This window comes from Streptomyces sp. NPDC050738, from assembly GCF_040654175.1.
GTDB lineage: Bacteria > Actinomycetota > Actinomycetes > Streptomycetales > Streptomycetaceae > Streptomyces.
The window spans coordinates 119,866-144,948 of record NZ_JBFAHN010000015.1; the positions used below are offsets into that span (position 1 = coordinate 119,866).

24 protein-coding genes are annotated in these 25,083 nt (G+C 69.5%); 17 read left to right on the forward strand and 7 right to left on the reverse strand.

Annotated features, from left to right (window positions below; translation table 11 throughout):
- Positions 1-29: 29 nt before the first annotated feature.
- Both AB0H78_RS30595 and AB0H78_RS30600 read right to left on the reverse strand, forming a co-directional pair.
- Entirely contained in the window at positions 30-1,298 is a 1,269-nt protein-coding gene (locus AB0H78_RS30595) for an MFS transporter (protein WP_363237907.1), read from the reverse strand.
- A 1-nt stretch (position 1,299) separates the two neighbouring features.
- Positions 1,300-2,199 carry an alkaline phosphatase family protein gene (locus AB0H78_RS30600; protein WP_363237908.1) on the reverse strand — a complete coding sequence of 300 codons (900 nt, stop codon included), beginning with the start codon at positions 2,197-2,199 and terminating at the stop codon, positions 1,300-1,302.
- Positions 2,200-2,380: 181 nt separating this feature from the next.
- Between AB0H78_RS30600 and AB0H78_RS30605 the strand changes: the two genes are divergently transcribed.
- Entirely contained in the window at positions 2,381-3,478 is a 1,098-nt protein-coding gene (locus tag AB0H78_RS30605; RefSeq protein WP_363237909.1) for a phosphatidylinositol-specific phospholipase C domain-containing protein, read from the forward strand.
- Positions 3,479-3,503: 25 nt separating this feature from the next.
- Here AB0H78_RS30605 and AB0H78_RS30610 read toward each other — a convergent pair whose 3' ends face one another.
- Together AB0H78_RS30610 and AB0H78_RS30615 are read right to left on the reverse strand one after the other, a co-directional pair.
- Complete coding sequence (locus AB0H78_RS30610) at positions 3,504-4,763, reverse strand: cytochrome P450 (protein ID WP_363237910.1); 1,260 nt, start codon at positions 4,761-4,763, stop codon at positions 3,504-3,506.
- A 124-nt stretch (positions 4,764-4,887) separates the two neighbouring features.
- Entirely contained in the window at positions 4,888-8,220 is a 3,333-nt protein-coding gene (locus AB0H78_RS30615) for a S8 family serine peptidase (protein WP_363237911.1), read from the reverse strand.
- 292 nt (positions 8,221-8,512) lie between these two features.
- Between AB0H78_RS30615 and AB0H78_RS30620 the strand changes: the two genes are divergently transcribed.
- Positions 8,513-9,493 (forward strand): alpha/beta hydrolase, encoded by a 981-nt coding sequence (locus AB0H78_RS30620; protein ID WP_363237912.1) that lies wholly within the window; start codon positions 8,513-8,515, stop codon positions 9,491-9,493.
- Between the two features lie 14 nt (positions 9,494-9,507).
- Here AB0H78_RS30620 and AB0H78_RS30625 read toward each other — a convergent pair whose 3' ends face one another.
- Positions 9,508-10,002 (reverse strand): PaaI family thioesterase, encoded by a 495-nt coding sequence (locus AB0H78_RS30625; RefSeq protein ID WP_363237913.1) that lies wholly within the window; start codon positions 10,000-10,002, stop codon positions 9,508-9,510.
- A 92-nt stretch (positions 10,003-10,094) separates the two neighbouring features.
- Here AB0H78_RS30625 and AB0H78_RS30630 point away from each other — a divergent pair, with 92 nt between their 5' ends.
- Positions 10,095-10,565, forward strand: a complete 471-nt coding sequence (locus AB0H78_RS30630) for a helix-turn-helix domain-containing protein (RefSeq protein WP_363237914.1) — start codon at positions 10,095-10,097, stop codon at positions 10,563-10,565.
- Between the two features lie 18 nt (positions 10,566-10,583).
- Here AB0H78_RS30630 and AB0H78_RS30635 read toward each other — a convergent pair whose 3' ends face one another.
- Positions 10,584-10,913, reverse strand: coding sequence for a helix-turn-helix domain-containing protein (locus AB0H78_RS30635; protein WP_363237915.1), 330 nt, complete (start codon positions 10,911-10,913; stop codon positions 10,584-10,586).
- Positions 10,914-11,090: 177 nt separating this feature from the next.
- Here AB0H78_RS30635 and AB0H78_RS30640 point away from each other — a divergent pair, with 177 nt between their 5' ends.
- From AB0H78_RS30640 to AB0H78_RS30685, 10 genes are all read left to right on the forward strand, one after another.
- Positions 11,091-11,684, forward strand: a complete 594-nt coding sequence (locus tag AB0H78_RS30640; protein WP_363237916.1) for an ANTAR domain-containing protein — start codon at positions 11,091-11,093, stop codon at positions 11,682-11,684.
- Between the two features lie 188 nt (positions 11,685-11,872).
- A complete protein-coding gene (locus AB0H78_RS30645; RefSeq protein ID WP_363237917.1) occupies positions 11,873-12,532 on the forward strand; it encodes a class I SAM-dependent methyltransferase in 660 nt (219 codons plus the stop codon).
- 297 nt (positions 12,533-12,829) lie between these two features.
- Positions 12,830-13,768 (forward strand): D-alanyl-D-alanine carboxypeptidase, encoded by a 939-nt coding sequence (locus tag AB0H78_RS30650; RefSeq protein WP_363237918.1) that lies wholly within the window; start codon positions 12,830-12,832, stop codon positions 13,766-13,768.
- A 2-nt stretch (positions 13,769-13,770) separates the two neighbouring features.
- Positions 13,771-14,745 (forward strand): endonuclease/exonuclease/phosphatase family protein, encoded by a 975-nt coding sequence (locus tag AB0H78_RS30655; RefSeq protein ID WP_363237919.1) that lies wholly within the window; start codon positions 13,771-13,773, stop codon positions 14,743-14,745.
- A gap of 74 nt (positions 14,746-14,819) precedes the next feature.
- Complete coding sequence (cseB, locus tag AB0H78_RS30660) at positions 14,820-15,557, forward strand: two-component system response regulator CseB (RefSeq protein WP_363237920.1); 738 nt, start codon at positions 14,820-14,822, stop codon at positions 15,555-15,557.
- A 10-nt stretch (positions 15,558-15,567) separates the two neighbouring features.
- The gene (locus AB0H78_RS30665) at positions 15,568-16,839 is read left to right on the forward strand and encodes a HAMP domain-containing sensor histidine kinase (RefSeq protein ID WP_363237921.1); all 1,272 of its coding nucleotides are present in this window, start codon (positions 15,568-15,570) and stop codon (positions 16,837-16,839) included.
- 248 nt (positions 16,840-17,087) lie between these two features.
- Positions 17,088-18,080, forward strand: a complete 993-nt coding sequence (gene dhaK / locus AB0H78_RS30670; protein ID WP_363237922.1) for a dihydroxyacetone kinase subunit DhaK — start codon at positions 17,088-17,090, stop codon at positions 18,078-18,080.
- Between the two features lie 77 nt (positions 18,081-18,157).
- Positions 18,158-18,724, forward strand: coding sequence for a dihydroxyacetone kinase subunit DhaL (dhaL, locus tag AB0H78_RS30675; protein ID WP_363237976.1), 567 nt, complete (start codon positions 18,158-18,160; stop codon positions 18,722-18,724).
- Positions 18,721-19,131 (forward strand): PTS fructose transporter subunit IIA, encoded by a 411-nt coding sequence (locus AB0H78_RS30680; RefSeq protein WP_363237923.1) that lies wholly within the window; start codon positions 18,721-18,723, stop codon positions 19,129-19,131. The genes dhaL and AB0H78_RS30680 overlap by 4 nt, the downstream gene beginning before the upstream one ends.
- Positions 19,132-19,222: 91 nt before the next feature.
- Positions 19,223-19,972 carry an SDR family oxidoreductase gene (locus AB0H78_RS30685; protein WP_363237924.1) on the forward strand — a complete coding sequence of 250 codons (750 nt, stop codon included), beginning with the start codon at positions 19,223-19,225 and terminating at the stop codon, positions 19,970-19,972.
- A gap of 84 nt (positions 19,973-20,056) precedes the next feature.
- Here AB0H78_RS30685 and AB0H78_RS30690 read toward each other — a convergent pair whose 3' ends face one another.
- Entirely contained in the window at positions 20,057-20,566 is a 510-nt protein-coding gene (locus AB0H78_RS30690; RefSeq protein WP_363237925.1) for an LAETG motif-containing sortase-dependent surface protein, read from the reverse strand.
- A gap of 506 nt (positions 20,567-21,072) precedes the next feature.
- Between AB0H78_RS30690 and AB0H78_RS30695 the strand changes: the two genes are divergently transcribed.
- The 4 genes from AB0H78_RS30695 (at position 21,073) to modA (ending at position 25,046) form a co-directional block, all read left to right on the forward strand.
- Positions 21,073-23,043 (forward strand): amino acid transporter, encoded by a 1,971-nt coding sequence (locus AB0H78_RS30695; protein WP_363237926.1) that lies wholly within the window; start codon positions 21,073-21,075, stop codon positions 23,041-23,043.
- Between the two features lie 155 nt (positions 23,044-23,198).
- Complete coding sequence (locus AB0H78_RS30700) at positions 23,199-23,660, forward strand: molybdopterin-dependent oxidoreductase (protein ID WP_363237928.1); 462 nt, start codon at positions 23,199-23,201, stop codon at positions 23,658-23,660.
- A gap of 98 nt (positions 23,661-23,758) precedes the next feature.
- Positions 23,759-24,154, forward strand: a complete 396-nt coding sequence (locus AB0H78_RS30705) for a helix-turn-helix transcriptional regulator (RefSeq protein ID WP_363237929.1) — start codon at positions 23,759-23,761, stop codon at positions 24,152-24,154.
- A 79-nt stretch (positions 24,155-24,233) separates the two neighbouring features.
- On the forward strand, positions 24,234-25,046 hold the full coding sequence (gene modA, locus AB0H78_RS30710; protein ID WP_363237930.1) for a molybdate ABC transporter substrate-binding protein: 813 nt from the start codon (positions 24,234-24,236) through the stop codon (positions 25,044-25,046).
- The last annotated feature ends 37 nt before the right edge of the window (positions 25,047-25,083 follow it).

Below are 25,083 nucleotides of genomic sequence, written 5' to 3' on the forward strand. Positions count from 1 at the left end.
GGCCTTCCACTTCCAGGTTCCGGGGTACGTCATACGGATACGGGCCGGCCGGCGCCCGGTCGGATCGCGGCGGAGAGCGAGGCGCACAGCGCGAGGAGCCCGGCGGCGGCGAGCAGGGCGGCCCGGTCGCCCCAGACGCTCCATGCGGCGCCGAACGCGAAGGAGCAGGCGAACCGGGCGAAGGCCTGGCCGGTCTGGATCAACGCCATGCCGCTGGAGCGGAGTTCGGCGGGGACGGCCTCCGCCGCGGCCGCCATCAGCACGCCGTCGGTGGCCGCGTAGAAGCAGCCGTGCAGGGCGAGGACCGCATAGGGCAGGGCGGTCCCGTGCCAGGAGGACAGGAGCAGTCCGTACACGGCGAGCAGGACCAGATGGCCGGCGAGGAAGACCTGCCGGCGTCCGACCCGGTCGGCGAGGCGGCCGAGCGGCACGGCCAGCAGCAGGAAAGCGGCCGCAGTGCCCAGCGGGAGCAGCGCGAACCACCGGTCGGGGACGCCGAGTCGGCGCTGGAGAAGCAGATAGACGAAGGAGTCGCTGACGGTGGCCAGGCCCAGGAGGAGTGCACACAGGGCGAGGCCGCGCACATCCCGTCTGCGCAGGAGGCCGACGGCCGCCCGCAGCGAGACGGGGTCGGCCGAGCGCGCCGCGGGTGCGGCGGGCTTCGTACCCGGACGCGAACCGGGCACGAAGAGCACCAGCACGAGCACGCCCAGCACGGCCACGCAGAAGCTCACCGTGAACACCGCGTCATAGCCGTCGGCGGCCATGTGCAGGATCAGGAACGCGGCAAGCGGCCCCAGCAGCGCGCCCGTTGTGTCCATCGCCCGGTGGATGCCGAAGGCGCGCCCCCGGACCTCCGGTGGGGCCGCGAGGGAGATCAGGGCGTCGCGCGGTGCGGTGCGCAGCCCCTTTCCGGTGCGGTCGGCGGCGAGCACCGCCCCGATCACGGGCAGTGAACCGGCCAGCAGCAGAAGGGGTTTGCAGACGGCGGAGAGGCCGTAGCCGAACACGGCGACCGTCTTGTGGCGGCCGCCGCGGTCGGCGAGGTGGCCGCCGACCAGCCGGACGAGTCCGCTGAACCCGTTGTAGAGGCCGTCGAGCAGTCCGAAGCCGAGCGGTGAGAGACCGAGTCCGGCCACCAGATAGAGCGGCAGCACGGCGGTGACCATCTCGGAGGAGATGTCGGTGATGAGACTGACGGATCCCAGGGCGAGGACGGTGGGCGCCACGGCCCGCCGCCCGGAACCTGTCCGGGCGGCGGTCGCCGCTGGTGTGGAGCGGCTGTCTGCTACGTACACGTCAGGAAGCCCAGACGCCCGTGATGTCGGAGGCGGAGGCGGCCTGGCCCGCGTGCGAGGTGCCGTACATGTCCTCGATGGTGCGGAGCAGGTTGTAGTGGTTGTAGGTCGTGGACGACGAGGACCCCGGCGTCACCGGCTGGCCGTACAGCACGGTCGGGATCTTGTTGCCGCTGAGCCTGTTGTCCTCGTCGAAGGTGACGACGAGGAGGCTGTTGTGGGTCTTGGCCCAGGTCGCGTACGCGCCGATGTTGTTCTTCAGCCAGGTGTCGCCGGTGCCCACCGAGCAGTCGTGCATGTCGCTGCAGAGGTTCGGTACGACGTAGGACACCTGGGGCAGGGTCGTGTAGTCGGAGGGGAACTGGGCGAACGTGCGGGCCGACGAGGTGGGGACGTTGGAGAACCCGAACCAGGGGTTGTGCTTCTGGGCGTATTTGCCGCTGCTGCAGGTGGTCGAACCCTGGCTGGGCAGCGTCTCGTTGTAGCTTCCCCAGGTCTTGCCCGCGGCTATGAGCTCGGAGGCGAGGTTGGGGGCGGAGGAGAAGCCGGGGGTGACGCAGCTGTCGTCCGTGATGCCCTGGGTGGAGCCGGAGAACATCGCGTAGTAGTTGGGCTGGCTGGGGTGGGTCTCCCCGTACGAGGCGGAGAGGTTGGCGCCGCCCGTCTTCAGGGAGTTGATGTACGGGGCGCTGGAGCTGCCGATGACCTGGTTGTAGGCGTGGTTCTCGAAGACCACGACGACGACATGGTCGGGGGTGGGGAGTCCGGCCGCCGCATGGGCGGACGACGCGGAGCCGAGGCCGGTCCACAGACCGGCCGCGGCAGCCGCGAGAGCGGCGGACGCGGCGACTGCCAGACGGGTACGGCGCTGAAGGGAATGGCGTGGGGTCCTGCCGAACACGGCTTACCTCCGGTGTGGGGAACGGGGGCGGTGCACCGCGACGTTAGACACGGTGGCCTTGTGCTGGAAGTGCCAGTGGGTGAAGTCTCGGGGAACGTAGGGCAGTTGTCATGTCTACGTCGGTTCACTCGGATCTGCCAGGGTCCGGACGCGAAACCATCCCCCACACCCAGGAGGACCGATGTCCCCTTCACACCCCAGACTCCGTCTCCCCCGGCTGCGTACGGCACTCGTCGCCACAGCGGTCGCGGCGCTCGTCCCCCTCGGACTCACCGCGGGCGCCTCAGGTACGGCCGCCGCGTCGGGCCCCCAGGACCTGCCGCTCTCCGGTGCGACGACGTCGGGCCTGCACAACACCTACGACCCGGCCGCGTTCCCCTATCTGGCCCGGGCCCTGGACACCGGCACCTCGATGATCGAGCTGGACGTGTGGGACGACTTCATCACCAAGGAGTGGAAGGTCAGCCACTCCAACCCCCTGGGCAACAGCAACAATTGCGTCAACGCCTCCACCCCGGATCAGCTCTACTCGGGCGGCGCGAACAAGAACCTGGAGAGCTGCCTGGACGACGTACGCGTCTGGCTCTCGGCCCACCCCGGGCACCCGCCGCTGATGATCAAGCTGGAGATGAAGGCGGGCTTCCAGTCCACCTACGGACTCGGCCCGGCCCAGCTGGACAAGGCCGTCGCCGCCCACCTCGGCAGCACGGTCTTCCGCCCCGCGGACCTGCTGAACCGCCCCGGCGGCGGCCGGTACGCCACGCTCGACGAGGCGGCGACCGCCGGGAACTGGCCCACCCGGGCCCAGTTGGCCGGAAAGGTGATCCTGGAGGTCATCCCCGGCACGGTCGAGGAGAGCAACCCGACCGACTCGCTGTGGACGGACACGGAGTACGCGCGCCACCTCCGCGACCTGCAGTCCGCCGGCACACTGGACAGCGCCCAGATCTTCCCGGCAGTCCACACGGCGAGCGCGGGTGATCCCCGTACGCGCTATGCGGACACCTCCCTGCGCCCATGGTTCGTGGTCTTCGACGGGGATGCGGCCACCTACCTCAACGGCACGATCGACACCGCCTGGTACGACACCCGCCACTACCTGCTGGTGATGACGGACGCCCAGAACGTCGCCCCGGCCCTGGACCCGGCCAACCCCTCACCGGCGGACGCCCGGGCGCGCGTGGCCCGGCTGGCCGCCGCGCACGCCACGGTCGCCTCAAACGACTGGACCGCGCTCCCCGAGATCCAGGCACTGGCCCTGCCGCGCGGAACCGGCTGATCCGCGCATCCGAGTCTCTGCCGGTTCAGCTTCGGCGCAGGTGCACCGGCAGCGACTCGATGCCGTACACGATCGACAGCTTGCGGAAGTTGAGGTCCTGGGGCGGGGTCGCGAGACGCATGTGGGGGAATCTGCGCAGCAGGGCCGGGTAGGCGGCGCGCAGTTCCATGCGGGCCAGCTCGGCGCCGATGCAGCGGTGGATTCCGTAGCCGAACGCCAGGTGTCCGCCGGTGTCGCGATGCGGGTCGAAGCGGCCGCTGTCCGCCGTGTACGCGGGATCGCGGTTGGCGCCGCTCAGTGAGCACAGGACCATGTCGCCCTCGGGGATGGTCTGTCCGGCGATCTCGATGTCCCGGCGGGCGAAACGGGGGAAGGCGATCTGGACGGCGGTGAGGTAGCGCAGCACCTCCTCGACAAACGGTCCGGTCATCGCCTCCTCGGTCCGTATTCGCCCGGCGAGGCCCTCGTCCTGCAGCAGGACGAGCGAGCCGAGCGCGAGGGTGCTCGCGGTGGTCTCGAATCCGCCGGTGAGGACGCCGTCCGCGAGACCCGCGAGCTCCTCGTCGTCGACGCTGTCACCGTGCTCGCGCACGATCATGCCGAGCAGCCCGTCGCCCGGATCGGCGCGCTGCTTCTTGACGATGTCGCGGAAGTAGGCGAGCGAGGCCGACATCGCACCGAAGGGCGCGGTCGATCCGGCGGCGATGTCGAAGCGGTCCATGGCCAGCTGCTGGAAGTCGTGGCGGTCCTCGTAGGGCACGCCGAGCAGTTCGCAGATGGTCAGGGAGGGGATCGGCAGCGCGAACTCCTGCACCAGGTCGACGGGCCCCTGCCGGGCCTCCATCGCATCCAGGCGCTCTTCCACGATGGCGTCGATCCGGGGGCCCAGGCGCCGCAGCCGGCGCATCGTGAACTCGGGGGTGAGGATGCGACGCAGCCTGGTGTGTACGGGAGGATCGCTGAACCCCAGCCCGCCGGGCGTCTGTTCCGCCTCCACCCCGGCGTTGACGGCGAGGCGGGCGAAGTCGGTGCTGAAGGCTTCGGCCTCGCCGAGGACGGCCTTCGTCTCCTCGTAGCCGGTGACGATCCAGGCGTCCATGCCGAAGGGCAGCGTCACCTTGGACACCGGGGTCCTGGCCTGCACCTTGGCGAGCCGCTCCACGGGGTCCATGCCGTCGCGGCGCATCAGCATCAGCAGGTCCGCGGGCAGCAGCCTGATGGTGGCCGGTCCCAGCCCGCGCTGCTGGATCCTGGACAGGAAGGCGCGCGCTATGCGGGCGGTCATACGAGAACGGAACGGCGTCCTCAACGTGCACTCCAGGGGCTGGGGAAAAGCGCGGGCATGACCGCCGACGGTACACAGTGGTGTCGGCGGTCATGCCCGCGGCCCGGTCGGGCCGCTCAGTGCCTCAGCGTCCGAGGAACGCGTCGTATACGGCCACCGTGGAAATGGTGCCCTGCTGGTCGACGACCTCGGCGCGCAGCGCGACGCTCTTGCCCTGGGCGGGGACGCGCAGCGACACCTTGCCGTGCTTCAGGCTCAGCTTCTGCCAGGTCACGCCGTTGTCATAAGAGGCTTCGACGGTAAGGGACTTGAGATTGTCCCCCGTCGCCGCGCCCTGCACCTCCACCGGCATGCTGATCTTGTGGCCGGCCTTGGCCCGCGACTGGAGGTCGAGGGCGGGGTGGAAGCGGACCACCGAGGCGGGCAGTTTCTTGTCGCCCTCCTTGGAGCGGAAGGTCCAGCTCGTGTCGATCCGGGTGCCGACCAGGGTGGTCTTCGGATCGCGCGTGACCGTGGAGCTGAGGGTGTACTCGTGGTCCTCGGCCTGCACGGGGAAGGACTGGATGTCGATCGTGCCGTCGTTCTCCGCGATCACCTTGCCGTCCTGCGCGAGGCTGGTGCGGGCCGTCTTCGTGCTGACGTCGCCCGGGTGCCCCTGCCCGTCGCTGAAGACGCTGGTGAACATGTAGATCGTGTTCCCCGAACGCGACATGCTCTGGTACGCCCCCGGGTCGAGCGTGGGTCCGGCGACTCCCGTGTTGAAGGTCTCGGTGTACGTGCGGCCCGCCTCGTACGTCGCGAAGCTCACCCGGTTCCGGGAGTCGGTGACCTGCCAGCCGTTGGGCAGGATGTCACCGAGCTGCTCCGTGTAGATGCTCCACTGCGCCTCGTCGGACGTGGACACGTACAGCGTCTGCTTGTCCGGCGCGGGCAGGGTCCGGCCCGAGGCGTAGCCGAGGAGCGATCCCTTCAGGGAGGGGATCGGCGCGAACCACGCGTCCTTGCCCTCGATGCCCTCGCCCAGACCGACGTTGACCTTCGCCAGCCCGCGGCGCGACTCGTGCCGGGAGTAGCCCGTGGCCAGGTGCTGGACCGGGCCGCCGTAAACCAGCGAGTACTGGGCGTGGGCGCCCACGAGGAAGTCGGCGTCCCACAGCTGCTGGAGCGAGCCGTCGGTGATCTGCGGACCGAGGTGCGCGGCGCGGAAGTTCTCGTACGAGGTCAGCTGCCAGCCGAACTGGTAGCTCGTGTAGCCCTTCTTGACCGCGTAGACCATGAACGCCTGCTTGGCCTTCGCGTCGCGGTCGGGAACCGTGATGTCCACCGGCTTGGCGGTGCGGGCGTCCAGGGTGACCGTCTGGTCCTTGTCCACGACGAGCTTCGGCTGGGCGATCCAGTCGGTGCCCTTCGTCGAGTCGGCACGGTCGGCGAGGACGACACCCTGCACGTTGTACTCGCCGATCGGCAGGCGCACGGAGGTGGACGCGCTCTTCTCGTCGAACGCGAACTCCTGGCCCGCGGCGTCGCCGGTCAGGCCCTTGAGGTACGTCTGGAAGTGCGCGGCGGGCTTGCCGTCACGCCCCAGGTGCGCCAACTTGACCTCGTACGAGGCCACTTCGCGCTCGACCGCGAAGGCCGTGCGCACACTCTGGCCCACGCCGGCGGCGACGACGGCGCCGCTGTACTGTCCGTTGGCCGCCTCGACCTTGGTGTCGGCGGTGACGGTGACCTCGGCCGTCTTTCCGGCGGGCACGGTGACCTTCGCCGGGCTGACGGTGAACATGCCCTCGGGAGCGGACTTCGCGTCCGGCCCCGTACCCGTCGCCGTCAGATCGAGGGCGACATCGGAGGTTCCCGTGTTGCGGTAGGCCAGCGTGCGGGTGACCGGCTGGTCGTCGTCGTGCGGCCAGGCGGCCTTGCCGAAGTTCAGCGAGGTCTGCTCGGCGTACACGGTCGCGTCCATGGCGTGGTCGGCCTGGATGCGGCCGGAGCCCTGGTCGTACGCCGCGAACCCGGTGTCCTTCGTGGAGGCGGTCAGCACACCCTTGAGCTGGGCGGCCTTCCAGTCCGGGTGCTGCTGCTTCAACAGGGCGGCAGAGCCCGCGACATGGGGCGTCGCCATGGAGGTGCCGGAGATCGTGACGTAGCCCTCGGGGTTCTCGCCGACCTCACCGGCAATGACACTGCCCGGGGAGGATGCGGCGGTGATGTCGACGCCGGGTGCGGTCACGTCGGGCTTGATCGCTCCGTCGCCGATGCGCGGGCCGCGGCTGGAGAAGTCGGCCATCTTGTCGCCGCTGTCGACGGCGCCGACGGTGAGCGCGCTCTGCGCGGACCCCGGGGAGCCGACGGTGCTCGCGCCGGGGCCCTCGTTGCCCGCTGCGATGGCGAAGAGGACGCCGTCGGTCTCGCTGTAGTGGTCGACCGTCGCTTCCAGCGGGTCGGTGTCGGCGGTGTCCGGGCCGCCCAGGCTCATGTTGACGACATCGGCGCCCTGTTCGACGGCCCAGTCGATGCCGCTGATGATGTCGGACTCGTCACCGCTTCCGGTGTCGTCGAGGACCTTCGCCGCGATGATGCTCGCCCCTGGTGCGACACCCTTGTACTTGCCGCCCGACTTCGCGCCGGACCCGGCGATCGTGGAGGCCACGTGGGTGCCGTGCCCCTGGTGGTCCACGTTGTCCGGCGATGTGGAGAAGTTCTTCGCGGCGATGACCTTGCCGGCCAGGTCGGGGTGGTCGGCGTAGACACCGGTGTCGACGACGGCGACCTTGACGCCCTTGCCGTCGTATCCCGCCGCCCAGACCTTGGGCACGCCGATCTGGGGGACGCTGACGTCGAGCTGGGCCTTGACGGTGGCATCCAGCCAGATGTGGGCGACACCCGGCGCGGCGGTGACCGTGACATCGTTGTCCGAGCGCGTGAGTGTCTTCCACAGCGCGGGGAGATCGGCCGACGGCGCGCTCACCGCCTCGGCATTGAGAGACTTGAGCGAGTGGCGCACCTTGGTGGACCCGGTGTCGCGCAGCCGGGCGCGGGCGTCGGATGCGGCGCCGGTGTAGCCGACGATGACGCGCAGTCCGTTCTTGTACGCGGTACGGGATGCGGCCGAGTCGAGGAGGGACACGTCGAAGAGCCGGCGGTCGAGCTTGCCGTCGGATATCAGTCGCTGGGCGTCGAGCGGGACGACGAGAGAGTGCTTGCCGTCGCTCTCCACATGCACGGGCATGTTCTCGCGGCCCGGCGCGGGGTCGAATCCGCTGACGCGCCCGTCGGTCACCTCGGCCACGTCTCCGGTGATCAACTGAACCCGATGCGTGGCGGTTTGCTTCTTGGCGGAAGGGGCTTTCGCAGTCGCGTTTCCGGCGGTGGCCGGAACCATGGCTGCCGTGGTCACCGCGACGGCCGCGGTGGCGGCCAGTGCGATGAGGATCGGTCTTCTGTGAGGTGTCTGCACATCAATCCTTGTGGATGGTCGGCCTGTTGGGCCCGCGGGGCTCCAATGATTTGGCATACCGACTGGTCGGTGCGGGGCAGTATTCATGGGTGTCGCATCTCAGGGCAAGAGGCGGAGGGATATCCTCCGCGACACCCGTTTTACGCCGGCCCGAATCGACCCCTGGTCGGCCAATTGCCCGGCCCGGGCCCCTTTGCCGAAGCGGCAACAGAACTCGCCGCACCCACGCGGCTGCTCACATGATCGGGTGTCGGACCCGCCGCACGGCGGACGAAAGCCCCTGGAAGGAATCATGGTGAAGCAGCCCACGGACACCACGCGACGGATGCTCCCCTCACCCGCAGGCCGTATCCATGTGGTGGAGCAGGGCGCCGGACCGCTGGTGCTGCTCGTGCACGGCTTCCCGGAATCCTGGTACTCCTGGCGCCACCAGCTCCCGGCCCTGGCCGCAGCCGGATACCGCGCGGCCGCCATCGACGTCCGGGGCTACGGCCGCTCCTCCAAGCCCGGCGGCACGGAGGCGTACCGGATGCTGGAGCTGGTGGCGGACAACGCCGCGGTGGTGCACGCGCTGGGCGAGGAGTCCGCCGTGATCGTCGGCCACGACTGGGGGTCGGCCATCGCCGCCAACTCGGCCCTGCTCAGGCCGGATGTCTTCCGCGCGGTGGGGATGCTCAGCGTCCCTTACGCCCCGCGCGGCGGGCCGCGGCCCAGCACCGTCTTCGCACAGCTGGGCGGGGACGAGGAGTTCTACGTCTCCCGCTTCCAGGAGCCGGGCCGGGCCGAGTCCGAGATCGAGCCCGACGTACGCGGCTGGCTCGCCGGTTTCTACGCCGCCCTGTCCGCCGACACCATGCCCGCCCCCGACGCGCCGGACCCCCACTTCGCCGACCGGGGCGGCAGGCTCCGCGACCGCTTCCCCACCGGCCGGCTCCCCGGCTGGCTCGGCGAGCACGATCTGGACGTCTACGCCGGGGAGTTCGAGCGGGCCGGGATGAGCGGGGCGCTCAACCGCTACCGGAACATGGACCGGGACTGGGAGGACCTCGCGGACCTCGACGGCGCACCCCTCACCCAGCCGTCGCTGTTCGCGGGCGGCAGCCTGGACGCCTCCACCACCTGGATGGCCGATGCGATCCGGGCTTTCCCCACGACCCTGCCGGGCCTGGTTTCCTCCGAGATCATCGAGGGCTGCGGCCACTGGATCCAGCAGGAGCGCCCTGCGGAGATCAATCGGCTGCTGACCGACTGGCTGGCCGGCCTACCCGCCTGAAACCCCTTGGGGCGTCACCCGGTCGGCAGCGGGAAGAGCATGCAGGTACTGGTCGCGTGAGCAAGCACCCGGTCCGTGGCATCGACCAACTGCGCCTGCGCAAGGGCGGTTTGACGCCCACCGCTGATCACTGTGCCGATGGCGCGGACCCTGCCCGTGTCCACGGTGACCCTGCGCAGGAACTTCACGGTCAGATCGAGCGAGGTGTACGCCATGCCCGGCGGCAGGGTCGACTGAACGGCGCAGCCGGCGGCCGAGTCCAGCAGTGTGGCGTAGATGCCGCCGTGCACGCTGCCGATGGGGTTGTAGTGCTCCTCCCCCGGCACCAGCGAGAACACCACGCGCCCCTTCTCGACCTCGTCGAGCGCGAAGCCCACGGTCGCGCCCACGGGAGCTCCCGGCAGGCGGCCCGCCTGCAGTTCGCGCAGGAAGTCCAGACCGGAGGACTGCCCGACGGCCGCTGCCGTGAGCGCGGGGTCCTCCCACTCGTACGTGCGTGTTCGTGCCACGGCCCCGCTCCTCCCGATCTGACTTCGAATGGCGAAGCTAGCCCGGCGTCACCTGACTGTCAATTGCAGAGCCAGGGTTCTACGATGCCGGGATGGAGTGGCTTGAGATGAGTACGGAGAACTGCCCGGTCCAGCTCACGCTCGACCTGGTCGGGGAGAAGTGGACGCTGCTCATCCTGCGCGACGCGAGCAACGGAGTCCGCCGCTTCGACGAGTTCCGCCGCCACATCGGCCTGTCGGAGGCGGTCCTCAGCGACCGGCTCAGGAAGCTGACCGAGGCCGGAGTCCTGAGGGCCGTGCCGTATCAGGAGCCCGGCAGACGCTCCCGTAACGAGTACCGGCTCACCCGCAAAGGCTGGGATCTGTGGCCCGTACTGGTGGCGCTCAAGCAGTGGGGCGAGACGTACACCGGCGACGACGCGGAGGGGCCTGTGCTCGACCTTCGGCACGACCCCTGCGGAGCGCAGGTGCGGGTGTCGGTCGAGTGCGAGCAGGGGCACACCGGCCTGTCCCCCACCGAGGTCCGCGCCAGTCCCGGTCCGGCGGCCCGGCCCCGCTCCTGACGGCCAGGTCAGATCAGGTCACGATTCCGGGTGCGGAGTTGCGCGCTCCGCGTCATGGCGGGCCAGTACCGTCAAAAGCGTCGCCACGGTCACACCGGCCTCGGCAGGGTGCCTCAGCGGGGTGCCGGGCTGGATGCTGTAGCTGTTGGATCGCCCCTGGCGCGTGTGGGAGAGATAGCCGTCCTGCTCCAGGTCGGAAATGATCTTCTGGACCGCCCGCTCGGTGAGCATGCAGTGCGCCGCGATGTCGCGGATGCGACTGGACGGATCCTCGGCGATCACCGCGAGTACGCGGGCGTGGTTGGTCAAGAACGTCCAGCCGGTATGTGATTCAGGTACAGCTCCCATCGCACCAGGGTACGACGGACTGTTCACGCATATCAAAGGGTGAAATAAGTTTCGTGTATCTCTTGACGTGTCAGCCCTCAGGGCGGGAATCTGAAGGAACCTGACGACAGACGGGCCTGGGGAGCGGCTGTCATGCTGAAAAGTGCTTCGTCTGCATGCTCTGCGAGCGGCCGGTGCGTGACGGCGACGGCCGACCGTCGCGGCGACCGCATGCATGTCGTGGTGATCGGTGAACTCGACATCGAGACCGACCACTCCCTGCACAGGACGTTGAACACGGCACTGCGCCAGTCCCGCACCGGCATCGATCTCGACCTCGGCCAGGTGGGATTCTGCGACTGCTCGGGACTCAACACACTGCTGCGGATACGCCAACTCGCCCTGAAGCAGGGCAAGACCGTCACGGTGTCCACCACCAGCACTGCCATGACCCGACTGCTCGGCCTCACCCACACCCTTCCGCTGTTCACCTCCCCCGAGGACAGCATCGACCAGGAACTGCGGACCGAGGTCGTACAGCTCCGCCGGGCCATGCAGACCCGCCCCGTCATCGACATGGCCCGGGGCCTGCTCATCGCATCCTTCAACCTCACCCCCGAAGACGCCTGGAGCGTCCTGGTGGAGGTCTCCCAACGCACCAACACCAAACTCCACCACCTCGCCCAGAACCTCCTCGGCACGGTCAACGGCGAACAACTCCCCGACCCCGCACGGCAAGAGATCAACGAGGCCGTCGCACGGCTGACAGCCGCGCGATCTGCCGACATCTGAGCCCTGCGCCGCGGTCACGCCTTCGGACCGGCCGAGGCCCCGCTCTCGTACGCCGTCATGGTCAAGGTGGTGCGATTTCGAGCCGACCCGACTGCAGTAGATGGCGCGCAGGCACGTTCTCCCTCCGTATGGGACAGCGCCTGGATATCGCGGCCCCCCGGCTCCGCGATCCCGGCTAACCTGCGGGTGTGAGCACCGGACGAAAAGGCCCAGAGCCTGAGCGGTGGTTGACGGACACCCGGGCGTCCTACGATGCCGACGCCACCAGCTACGCGGACGAGGTGCGAAACCTCCTGGCCGAACTGCCGGCCGAGCAGGACGTCATGGCCCTGTTCGCCGAGCGGGTGCGGGCGCGCGGCGGCGGGCCGGTCGCGGACGTCGGGTGCGGGCCCGGGAGGATCACCGCCCACCTGAGGGACCTCGGCGTGAACGCCTTCGGCATCGATCTTTCGCCCCGGATGATCGAGGTGGCGCGGCGTGAGCATCCCGGTCTGCGGTTCGAAGTCGGGTCGATGACTCAACTCGACCTGCCGGACAGCACGTTGGCCGCACTGATCGCCTGGTACTCGATCATTCACGTCCCCGATGACGCGATCGGCGCGGTCCTGGCCGGCTTCCGTCGGGTGCTGCGGCCCGACGGTCTGCTGCTGGTGGGCTTTCACGTCGGCGACGCCTCACCGCCCAAGCCGCAGGAGGACGGCCAGAGCTGGCCTGAGTCCTACGTCCGTCGTCGCCGGCCGAGTCAAGTGGCTGCCTGGCTCGAAGAGGCCGGCTTCACCGTCGAGGTCCACCCCACGCTCACATCGGCCGCGCGCAAGCTCGGCGGAGTACTGCTCGCACGTCGCTGAATGACTGCGGACCCCTGAGCCGGTGTCTCACGTGATGTGCCGTGGCGGGTCGGCCTCCTCGACTTTCCGCCTCCGGCGCTCGCGGCGCTCCGTGGGAGGCGCGTTGATACACAGTTGCAGCACAGTCGCGCGGAGGCGGAAGTCCGGCCCTGACCTGCCGGAAGCGGGCCCCTTGGAGGGTGTGGACGTACCCGGTTCTCCCGGCGTGCATCTCCCCGGCTCAAGGAGGCCCCTGCTGTGTTCAACGCCGCGAATGATTCCGTTCCCGCCGCGAGACCCCAGCTGACACGGCGATTCATGCTCTGCGGCCTGGCCGCGGCTCTTCTGTCCACCGCCACCGGCTGTGGATCGGCGCTCGTACCCGATGGTGCCGCAGCGAAGGAACGCGAGCGCGTCATCGAGGCCATTACGGCCACGCTGGAGCTGCCCCTGCCACGCGAGGGCCAGACAGCCATCGCGGTGGACAGCCTCGGCGCGCTCGACATCCCGGGCACGCAGCGGCCGGTGCCGATCGCGAGCGTCACCAAGGTGATGACCGCCTACGTGATCCTCAAAGACCATCCGCTCAAGGACGGTGCGGACGGGCCCTTGATCACGGTCGACGGCCAGGCCGCGGCCGAGGCACTCTCACTCAGCGAGTCCACCGCGCCGGTCACCGAAGGCGAACAGCTCTCCCAGCGCAAGCTTCTCGAACTGATGCTGCTCCCCTCCGCGAACAACGTCGCACGCCTGCTGGCCCGTTGGGACGCCGGCAGCCAGGAGAAGTTCGTGGCCAGGATGAACGACGAGGCAGCCGGGCTGGGGATGAAGGACACCACGTACACCGGTGCCAGCGGTATCGAGTCCACCACCCGCTCCACCGCCACCGATCAGCTCAAGCTGGCACGCGAGGCGATGAAGGATCCGGCGCTGCGGACAACGGTGGCCCTGCGCAGCACCACGCTCCCCGGCCGTGCCACGCCGGTGATGAACACCAATACGCTGCTCGACCGCGCGGGAGTGATCGGCCTGAAGACCGGCTCGAGCACCCCGGCGGGCGGCAATCTGGTGTGGGCGGCCGAAATCGTGGACGGTGCGAAGAGCCGGCTTGTGTACGGCGTCGTTCTCGGCCAGCGCACGGGTTCGCCGCCCGCCGAGGGGAAAGCGGCAGCCGTGGAGAGCAGCGGCCGGATCCTCGACGCACTGCAGCGCAAGCTGCCCGCCGCACTCGCCGCGCAGGGCGGCGGCCGGATATGACGATGGACACGACTCCGGAGACTGCCGCGGATGCCGGGCCGCTCGTCCCGCCGGTTCTTGGCAGGTGGCGGCGAGGCCGGCTGATCGCCGCAGCGGCATTGATCTGCGCGCTGGTCATGGCCCTGAACTCCTGGATCCCGAACGTCTTCGGCAATGCGGGAAGCCTGTTCCAGACCTTGCTGCCCTGGACGGGGCTGAGTGCAGTGGCGCTGCTGGCGCTCGCAGGGATCAGGCGTTCGCCGCTCGCCGCCGTCGCCACCCTCGCCCCGGTTCTGGTCTGGTGCTCTCTCTTCGCGGGCACGCTCACCGACAAACGCTCGCCCGGCGGGGACCTGACCGTGGTCAGCCACAACGTCAGCGAAGGAAACTCCGATCCGGGACGGACCGCGCGGGCGCTGGCCGCATCGGGAGCCGACGTGCTGGCGCTGGAGGAACTGCCCAGCGAACACCGGGCGCCGTACGAACGCGAACTGGACCCCGTCTACCCGTACTCCGCGGAACTCGGCGGCATCGGCCTGTGGAGCAAACGGCCGCTGAAGGGCGTGGAGCCGGTGGACATCATGCCGTGGACACGCGCGGTGCGCGCCACGGTCGTCACCGCGAAGGGGCCCGTCGCGCTGTACGCGGCGCATCTGGCTTCGGTACGCGTCGTCCTGGACTCCGGTTTCACCACGGCGAATCGCAATGAGGCGGCAAGGAAACTGGCCGAGGCCGTGCGGGCGGAGCCGCTCCCGAGGGTCGTCGTGGCGGGCGATCTCAACGGGTCGGTCGACGACTCGGCGCTGGAGCCGCTGACCGGACAGCTGCGCTCGGCGCAGGCGGAGGCGGGAGCCGGATTCGGGTTCACCTGGCCGGCCGCGTTCCCCACCGTACGCATCGACAACATCCTGGTCAGGGGCGTGACACCGGTCTCCTCATGGACGCTGCCCGCCACCGGCAGCGATCATCTGCCGGTCGCCGCCTCGCTGCGTCTGTGAGACGGCCGGCACCGCTCGGCGTATCAGTACAATCCAACCCATATTCAAACTGCTGCCCGAACAGAGGTGAGGTCGTGTCGACAGCGAGCGCAGTCAAGGTGCTGGTCGTCGAGGACGACGCCGTGATCCGCCGCTCCGTCCAGCTCGCCCTGGAGCGGTACGGATACGAGGTGTCGGTCGCAGGCGACGGGCTCGACGGTCTCGACGCGTTCCGGGCCGGAAAGCACGAGCTACTGATCCTGGATGTGATGCTTCCGGGACTGGACGGGATCGGGCTGTGCCGGCGTATCCGCGAGGAGAGCCTCGTACCCGTGCTGTTGATGTCCGCTCGCGGTGACGCCCTCGCCATCGTGTCCGGGCTGGAGGCCGGTGCCGACGACTATGTGGTGAAGCCCGTCGACATCGGCGTCCTGGTCGCCCGCATCCGGTCGCTGCTGCGGCGCGCAGCAGTGCCCTCGGGTGTTGCCGCGGAGGCCGCGTCGAACCCCGGGGTGCCCGCTGCCGCCACGGAGGCGGAGCCGCCCGACCTCCTTGTCTTCGGTGACCTGACCGTCGACCTCCTGGGCCTGGACGTCCGCAGGGCGGGCGAGCTCGTCCCGCTCACACCCACTGAGCTGCGTCTGCTCCTCGTGTTCGCCGAACATCCCGGCATCGTCCTGAACCGCCAGTTTCTGCTGCGCGAGGTCTGGGACTACGGCTGGGAGGGCGACACCCGCGTCGTCGATCTGTGTGTCGTGAGGCTGCGCAAGAAGATCGGGGCCGACCGCATCGAGACGGTCCGGGGCTTCGGCTACAAACTCCTCAAGTTCTGAAACGGCAGTCATGGGTTTCCCCACACTCCGCTCTCTGCGATGGAAGATCGCCGCTCTGACCGCGGCTGCCTGCTGCGGTGTCGCCCTGGTCATCGGGGTGCTCGTCCACCAGTCGACGGCGAAGTACGGGGAGCGCGTCGGGCACGACCGCGTCACCACTCAACTGACCCAGGCCAAGGAGGAGTTGGCGACCACGGGCAAGCGGCCGGAGGGGGCCGAGCTGCTGTCGCCCGGAGAGGTGCCGAAGCCGCTGGCGCGCGCCCTGGCGGACAGGCAGCGGTCCGACGACTACGCCACCTGGTACGACGTCAAGGCGCCCAACTGGTACTGGCTGTGGGCCGCCGTACCCGTGGAGGACCGCGTACTCGCCGTCCGTACGGACATGAGCTCCGAAGTGCGCCGCCTCCAGCTCCTGGACCGGAGCATCGCGAAGTCCGTACTCGCCGCGCTCGTTGTCGTCGTCCCCCTGTCGGCGCTGGCCACCGAACCGATCAACCGCCGCCTGCGGCGCGGGGCACGCACCGCCCGCGACATCGCCGGCGGCGATCTCGCCGCCCGTATCGGCCGCCGTGGCCGGGCCCGCGACGAGATCAGTCAGATGTCCGCCGCCATGGACGCGATGGCCGCCTCCCTCCAGCAGCGGATCGAGGCGGAGAAACGCTTCACGGCCGACGTCGCTCATGAACTGCGCACCCCCTTGATGGGTCTGGTCACCGCTGCCGGGCTGCTCGACGAGGACGACGAAGCCGCGGGACTCGTACGGGAACGTGTGCGCACCCTGCGGAAGTTGACCGAGGATCTCCTGGAGGTCTCCCGGCTCGACGCCGGCGCCGAGAGCGCCCGCCTGGACGAGGTCCCCCTCGGCGAACTGGTCACCGACGTGGTCCGCCGGGGCGGCCACGCCACCCGCGTCGACGTCGAGAACGCGCAGACCGTACGGACCGATCCGCGCCGGGTGGAGCGCATCGTCACCAATCTCGTCGCCAACGCCCATCTCCACGGCGCACCTCCCGTGACAGTCACCGTCACCGGAACCAGGATCGCCGTACGCGACCACGGCCCGGGCCTGCCCGTCGACTTGCTCACCGACGGCCCCCGGCGCTTCGTCACGGGCGCGGCCGAACGCGGGACAGGACACGGCCTCGGGCTGACCATCGCCCTCGGCCAGGCAGCGGTACTGGGCGCCCGACTGACTTTCGCCAACGCGCCTGACGGCGGAGCCGTCGCCACCCTCGAACTGGACGAGGATCCGCCCGCGTCCCTGTCAGGCCCTTCCCGGTGACGTCTTGTGCCGGCCTGCCTGACGGTGACGGAGGGGCTGGGCCCATGCGGGTCCCGTAAGGCTGCCGAGTCCGCCGCCGTAACCCGTACCGCCACCACCCGTGACTCGCGAATGGCGTCAGCCGATACTGAGACCCGGGCCCCGCCGAGAGCCCCCACGAAGCACCAAGATCCAGAACTCTTCCTCTCCACTCCGAACAGGCAATACACAGGTCGAATACCCCGCTGTCAGTCCCCCTGGAGGCACACATGAGGATGCTCATCAACGTCCCGGAATCGGTCGTCGCCGACGCTCTGCGTGGCATGGCCGCCGCACATCCCGGGCTCAATGTGGACGTCGAGAACCGTGTGATCGTACGGAGGGAGTCGCCCGTCGCCGGAAAGGTCGGCCTGGTCTCCGGCGGTGGCAGTGGACATGAGCCGCTGCACGGGTCGTTCGTGGGGCGCGGCATGCTCGACGCCGCCTGCCCCGGCGAGGTGTTCACCTCGCCCGTGCCCGATCAGATGGTGCGGGCCGCCGCGGCCGTGGACAGCGGTGCGGGCGTGCTGTTCATCGTGAAGAACTACACGGGCGACGTCCTCAACTTCGACATGGCGGCCGAACTCGCCGAGGAGGAGGACATCCGGATCGCCAAGATGGTCGTCAACGACGACGTGGCGGTGACCGACAGCCTGTACACGGCGGGGCGGCGCGGGACCGGGGCGACGTTGTTCGTGGAGAAGATCGCGGGTGCGGCGGCCGAGGAGGGTGCGCCGCTGGAGCGCGTGGCGGAGATAGCCAAGCGGGTCAACGACCACTCCCGGTCCTTCGGGGTCGCGCTCAGCGCCTGCACGACGCCGGCCAAGGGCAGCCCGACCTTCGATCTGCCGTCCGGGCAGCTGGAGTTGGGCGTCGGCATCCACGGTGAGCCGGGGCGCGAGCGGCGGGCCATGATGACCTCGCGGGAGATCGCCGACTTCTCGGTGGACGCGATCCTCGACGACCGGCAGCCGACGGGCCCCGTGCTGGTCCTGGTCAATGGCATGGGGTCGACGCCACTGCTCGAGCTGTACGGGTTCAACGCGGAGGTGCAGCGCGTGCTCGCCCAGCGCGGGGTGGTCGTCGCTCGTACGCTGGTGGGGAACTACGTGACCTCGCTGGACATGGCGGGCTGTTCGGTGACGCTCTGTCAGATCGACGAGGAGCTGCTGCGGTTGTGGGACGCGCCGGTGCAGACGGCGGCCCTGCGCTGGGGCTGCTGATCCGTTTCCGTACACCGCCATCTCATCGAGGAGACTCTGTGCCCGACACCCTTGACGCCGCACTCTTCCGCCGCTGGATGTACGCGATGGCCGCCGCCGTCGACCGTGAGGCGGGTCGGCTGACGGACCTGGACTCGGCCATCGGCGACGCCGATCACGGCAGCAATCTGCAGCGTGGATTCGCCGCCGTGAGTGCTGTGCTGGAGAAGGAGACGCCGGACACGCCCGGCGGCGTACTCACCCTGGCCGGACGGCAGTTGATTTCCACCGTGGGCGGGGCCTCGGGGCCGCTGTACGGAACGCTCCTGCGGCGCACCGGCAAGGAACTGGGCGACGCGGGGGCGGTGAGCCGGCAGGAGCTGGCCTCGGCGCTCGGCACCGGGGTCGGCGCGGTGGCCCAGCTCGGCGGCGCGCAGGCCGGGGACAAGACCATGCTGGATGCGCTGCTGCCCGCGGTCGACGCGCTCGGCTCGTCCTTCCACGCGGCGCGGGAGGCGGCCGGAGCCGGAGCGCTGGCGACCGTGCCCCTGCAGGCCCGTAAGGGCAGGGCCAGTTACCTCGGCGAGCGCAGTATCGGGCACCAGGATCCCGGGGCGACCTCGGCCGCCCTGCTCATCGGCGCACTGGCGGAGGTGGCCGCGTGAGCACGGAGCACGCTGTCGGGATCGTGCTCGTCTCGCACAGTGCGTCGGTCGCCGCCGCCGTCGCCGAGCTCGCTGTCGGGCTGGCGGGTGGGGGCGGCACCGCACCGGTCGCCGCCGCGGGCGGCACGCCCGACGGTGGTCTCGGTACGAGTGCGGAACTGATCTGCGCGGCGGCGCGGGAGGTCGACCGGGGTGCGGGCATCGCCGTACTGGTCGACCTGGGCAGTGCCGTACTGACCGTGAAGGCGCTGCTGGCCGAGGGGGACGAACTGCCCGTCGGCACCCGGCTGGTGGATGCGCCCTTCGTGGAGGGCGCGGTGGCCGCGCTGGTGACCGCATCCGCCGGAGCGGATCTCGATGCGGTCGAGGCGGCGGCCGCGGAGGCGTACGACTACCGGAAGGCATAGGCCATTTCCTTGACTCGGCACATCCCACCGTCCTAGCGTCGCCATGCAAGGACATGATTGATATTCACATATCGGGACAGTGGGGTGAGTCGTGAGCCAGCGACGCGTAGTGGTGTCCGGCGGCGGTACGGGGATCGGCCTTGCGGCGGCCGAGGCCTTCGCCGCCGACGGCGACCAGGTCGTCATCATCGGCCGGCGTGAAGAAGTCCTACGGAAGGCCGCGGACGGTATCAACGCCGTGCACGGCGAGGGAACGGCCACCTGGACGACCGCCGACCTGAGCGAACCCGAACAGGTCCGCGCCGCAGTCGGGTTCATCACGGCGGACGGCGGTCCGGTGGATGTCCTGGTGACCAACGCGGGCGGCAACGTGGCGTCGGGCGGCGACGGCACCCTGGAGTCCATCGCCCAGGGCTACCGGGCCAACTTCGCCGCCAATGTGCTCACCGCCGTACTGCTGACCGAGGGGCTGCTCCCCCACATCAGCCGTCCGGGAGGCCGCATCATCCATCTGTCGTCGATCGCGGCGCTGCGCGGGCCCGGTTCGTACGGAGGATCGAAGGCCGTGGTCAATACGTACACCTTCGAACTCGCCCAGCGCCTCGGCAAGGACGGCATCACCGTCAACGCGATCGCCCCGGGGTTCGTCGCGGACACCGAGTTCTTCGGGGACCGGGCGACGCCCGAGTTCATCGCGAGCCGGGTGGCCCAGTCACTGACGGGCAAGCCGGGACTGCCGAGCGAGATCGCAGCGGCGATCCTCCATGTGGCCTCGCCCGAGGCCGCGTACACGACCGCTCAGATCGTGCACGTCAACGGCGGTGCCGCGCTGGGACGTTGACGTCTCGGCACGGCAGCGGACGCCAAGGCGGCCGGCACCCCTTCGAGGGTGCCGGCCGCCTCAGTGTTGCGGTGGTTCCGTACGTCAGTGCTGTGCGGAGCGACGCTTGCGCGTGGCCCACACGATGCCGCCACCGGCCAGGATGACCACAGCAGCCGTGCCCGCGATGAGCGGCGTGGAGCTGGAGGATCCCGTCTCGGCCAGGTTGTCCGAGGACTTGCTCGGCGCGGGGGCCGCGGAGGAAGGTGCCACGGTCGCCGACTGGCTCGGGGCCGGGGCCTCGGAGCTGGGGGTGGCGGACGGGGTCGGGGTCGGGGACTCCGACGCCGGCGGAGTCGACGGCGGGGTGGTCTTGCAGGGCTCGACCGTCACGGTCTTGTCGAGCGAGTACTGCTCGCCGTCCTGCGCCACGATGACGAAGTGAACGGAGACTGCCTTGTCGTGCGCCGGCAGCGGCTTCGTCGCACTGAAGTCGTTCTTGAAGTGCTCGTCGATGATCTTGTTGGTGCCGTCCACGGTGACAGTCACCGTGTTGTCGGTGTTGTTGCCGTAGTTGGTCAGCTCAACGGATACCGAATCGCAGGTGGTGCTCACCTTGGGAGTGTGCGCCTGCGCCGGAACGGCGCTGAGTCCGACACTGACAACGCCTGCAGTCGCGGCCGCTATGAGCGCCCCCCGGCGTCGCCACGATCCTCTGGTCACGGTCACTAAATTCCTCCGGAATTGCTGCGCCGCCCGACTGGCGGCACGCGCGCAGATTATCGCCTGGCTGCACAGGCCTTTACACAGGCCCCACATAGCGCAGGTGCGCCCAATACACCCACAGACACGAGCAGTTGGCAACCGTCCCGGCGACGTCGTGATCGAACCTTTCTGTAATCGCCCACATGCCGCCCAAATGCCCCAGGCGACCCAAGTTGCCTTATCTCCGCTTGAATTGCCGCGACGACCGCCTGCACCCGCCATGCATCGTGAAAAGCCCGGTAGCCGGTGCGCGCCGCGCCGTGACCTGCGAAGTAGCCGCCTCCGGCGCGGGAGCCGGGTGACGATGTGCTCCACACCCGCCCTGCACCGCCCCACCGCTCCAGGGAGACACCCGCATGACCGGCACCCAGGCCGAGACGACAGCCGCGCCCAAGCCATCGGTACGCTCCTGGCGCGCCTGGCTGTTGGAGGGCCTGAGCGAGCAGTCGGCCCGCCACCCCGGTCCGCACGGCACTCCCCCGTCGGAGCACAAGGGCCACACCTGGTGGCGGGTCATGTGCCTGACCGGGGTGGACTACTTCTCCACCCTCGGCTATCAGCCGGGTATCGCCGCCCTGGCCGCAGGCCTGCTCTCCCCGTTGGCCACGATCGTCCTGCTGGCCCTCACTCTCGGCGGTGCGCTGCCCGTGTACCGGCGCGTCGCGAAGGAGAGCCCGCACGGCGAAGGCTCGATCGCCATGCTGGAGCGGCTGTTGCCCTGGTGGGCGGGGAAGCTTTTCGTGCTTGTTCTGCTGGGGTTCGCCGCAACCGACTTCATGATCACCATCACGCTGTCGGCGGCGGACGCCTCCGCGCACGTGGTGGAGAATCCGTTCGCTCCCGGCTGGCTGCACGGAGAGAACCTCTGGATCACCCTGGCGCTGATCGCCGCCCTCGGCGCGGTGTTCCTCAAGGGCTTCAAGGAGGCCATCGGCATCGCCGTGGTTCTCGTCGGCGTATATCTGGCACTCAATCTCGTCGTGCTCGCCGACGCCGTGTGGCACGTGGCGACCGAGCCTGTGGTGATCGGCAACTGGTGGGATGCCATGACAGCGGAGCACTCCTCACCGCTGGCCATGATCGGCGTCGCTCTTCTGGTCTTCCCGAAGCTCGCGCTCGGCATGTCCGGGTTCGAGACGGGCGTCGCCGTGATGCCGCAGGTGCGCGGCGACGCGTCGGACACGTACGCGAATCCGGCCGGGCGCATCCGCGACACCCGCAAGCTGCTGACCACCGCCGCCGTGATCATGAGCTGTTTTCTGCTGGTCTCCAGCTTCGCGACGACGATCCTGATTCCCGAGGACGCGTTCAAGGCGGGCGGCCCGGCCAACGGACGCGCGCTCGCCTATCTGGCACATCAGAATCTGGGCGAGGCTTTCGGCACGGTGTACGACGTCTCCACCATCGCCATCCTGTGGTTCGCCGGGGCCTCCGCGACCGCCGGTCTGCTCAATCTCGTACCGCGGTATCTGCCGCGCTACGGCATGGCGCCCGAATGGACACGCGCGGTACGTCCGCTCGTGCTGATCTTCGTGGCGATCGCCTTCTTCATCACCGCATGGTTCAACGCGAATGTGGACGCGCAGAGCGGTGCGTACGCGACCGGCGTGCTGGTGCTGATGCTCTCGGCCGCGTTCGCCTCGACCGTCGCGGTGCACCGGAAGGGGCGGCGGCGGGCGACCCTCGGTTTCGGGGCCATCACCGCGGTCTTCGCGTACACCCTGGTCACCAATGTGATCGAGCGGCCCGACGGCATCAAGATCGCCCTGCTGTTCATCATCGGCATCCTGGCGACGTCCTTCGCCTCGCGGGTCCACCGCGCCTTCGAACTGCGGGCCTCCGAGGTCGCTTTCGACAAGAAGGCGCTCCAGGTCATCGACGAGTGCGCGCAGGGCGGGCCGATCCGGGTCATCGCCAATGAGCCGCAGGAGCGGGACATGGCGGAGTACCGCAGCAAGGAGTACAGCCAGCGCGAGGCGACCCACATCCCCGGCGGCGGCCCTGTGCTGTTCCTGGAGGTGACCGTCCCGAACTCCTCCGACTTCACCGGCGAGGTCGCCGTCCGCGGTGTCCAGCGCCACGCCGTCCGCATCCTGCGCGCCGAGGGTCCGGGGGTGCCCAACACGATCGCCGCCGTACTGCTGGAGCTGCGCGACCGTACGGGAAAGGTCCCGCACGCCTACTTCAACTGGACGGAGGGCCACCCGCTCAGCCATCTGCTGCGCTTCCTGGTCTTCGGCGACGGCGAGGTCGCCCCGGTCACCCGCGAGGTGCTGCGGCGCGCGGAACCGGATCCGGCGCGGCGCCCGCGCATCCACGTCGGCTGATCCGCCGCTTCCGCATCTGCTGGGACAGTTCGCGCATCATTGCGTGAACTGCCAAGCAAATTCGACCTTTTCCTTGCTTCTGAGGTTCGTGTCACCGCACGCCGGGCAGGACGTTCAGGCATCCGTCACAGCGAATCGCTCACAGGGGGCAGCCGATGAGCCGGCTCGGTACACGCACGAGGCCGTTCGTCCTGCAGGGGGAGCTTCTCCGTCCGGTGACGCTGACCGTCGCGGAACTGCGGGAGGGGTGGGAGCAGCACCGGGCCGATGTGGTCTTCGACTGCGCCACCGCGGGCCCTCAGCGGCACACCTTCGAGGGGCCGCTCCTGAGGGAGGTCGTCACGGCCGCGGGCCCGGCCTTCGACGCGCGGCGACGCAAGGACCGCTCCCGGTTCGTCCTGGCGGTCACCGGTGGGGACGGTCACCACACGGTGCTGTCCTGGGCGGAGATCGACGCCGACTTCGGCGACGCACCGGTCCTGCTGGCCACACGCGTGGACGGGCGGGCGCTCGATGCGCAGGGCAGCCAGCTGGTGGTTCCCTCGGATCGCTGCGGCGCCCGGTACGTCAGTGCGATCACCCGCGTCTGGGTCGGCGCCTGCACCGTCCCGGAGTGATCCAGACCTTGGACCTTCCTCCAGGAGGGTTGGCAGATGCCCCACAAAACATGGACAGGGATTGCAGATGCCAGCCCATAAGGCCTAACTTTCCGCTTATGCAGTCCTACACGATCGGCCAGGCAGCGCGTCTGCTCGGCGTCAGCCCCGACACCGCTCGTCGCTGGGCGGATGCCGGGAAGGTCGCGACCCACCGCGACGAGAGCGGCCGCCGGCTGATCGACGGCCGTGATCTGGCCGCCTTCTCCATCGAGGTCGCCCAGAGCGGCACCGACGAGGAGGACACCTCGTACACCTCGGCCCGCAACGCCTTCCCGGGCATCGTCACCGCGGTCAAGCTCGGCGACGTCGCGGCACAGGTGGAGATCCAGGCGGGTCCGCACCGGCTCGTCTCGCTGCTCACCCGCGAGGCGGTCGAGGAGCTGGGTCTGGAGGTCGGCATGCAGGCCACCGCCCGTGTGAAGTCCACCAGCGTGCACATCGACCGCGTCTGACGTCACCGCTCCGTCCCCCTGCGGGAGCCGTCCGTCCCACGGCTCCCGCCGCTTCGTTCCACCTAGGAGTCCCACCCTCATGTCTCTCGTCATCACCTGGCGCCGATCCGCCGCAGCCGTCCTCTCCGCGGCACTGCTTCTCTCGCTCGCCGCCTGCGGCAGCGACAGCAAGAAGGACAGCGGGGCGACGGCTTCGAACGGGGCGTCCTCCGGGGCGTCCTCGTCGAAGGCCAGTCTCAAGATCCTCGCCGCCTCCTCACTGACCGACGTCTTCAAGACGGCGGGAGCGGCGTACGAGAAGGAGAACCCGGGCGTCAAGCTGGCGTTCTCCTTCGCCGGATCCCAGGAGCTGGCCGCGCAGGTCAAGCAGGGCTCTCCTGCCGACGCGCTGGTCACCGCCGACACCAAGACCATGGACGGGCTGACGTCCGACACCGGCTCCCCGACGGTCATCGCCAAGAACCGCCTGGTCATCGCGGTCGGCAAGGGCAACCCGCACAAGGTCGCCGCGCTCAAGGACCTCGCGGACACCAAGCTGAAGGTGGTGCTCGCCGCGCCCGAGGTGCCGGTCGGCAAGTACAGCAAGAAGGTCCTGGACGCGCAGAAGATCACGGTCAAGCCGGTCTCGCAGGAGCCCAACGTGCGCGCCGTGCTGAGCAAGGTCGAGCTGGGCGAGGCCGACGCGGGCATCGTCTACAAGACGGACGCGTCCACCGCGACGAGCAAGGTCGATGCCATCACCATCCCCGATGCGCAGAACGCCGTGGCCTCCTACCCGGCCGCGACGCTGAAGGCGTCGAAGAACGCCGATGCCGCTGCCGCCTTCGTGAAGTGGCTCTCCACCCCCGAGGCGCAGAAGATCCTCCAGGACGCGGGCTTCCAGCAGCCGTAACCTCGACGGGCCGCCCGGACCTCACGGGTCCGGGCGG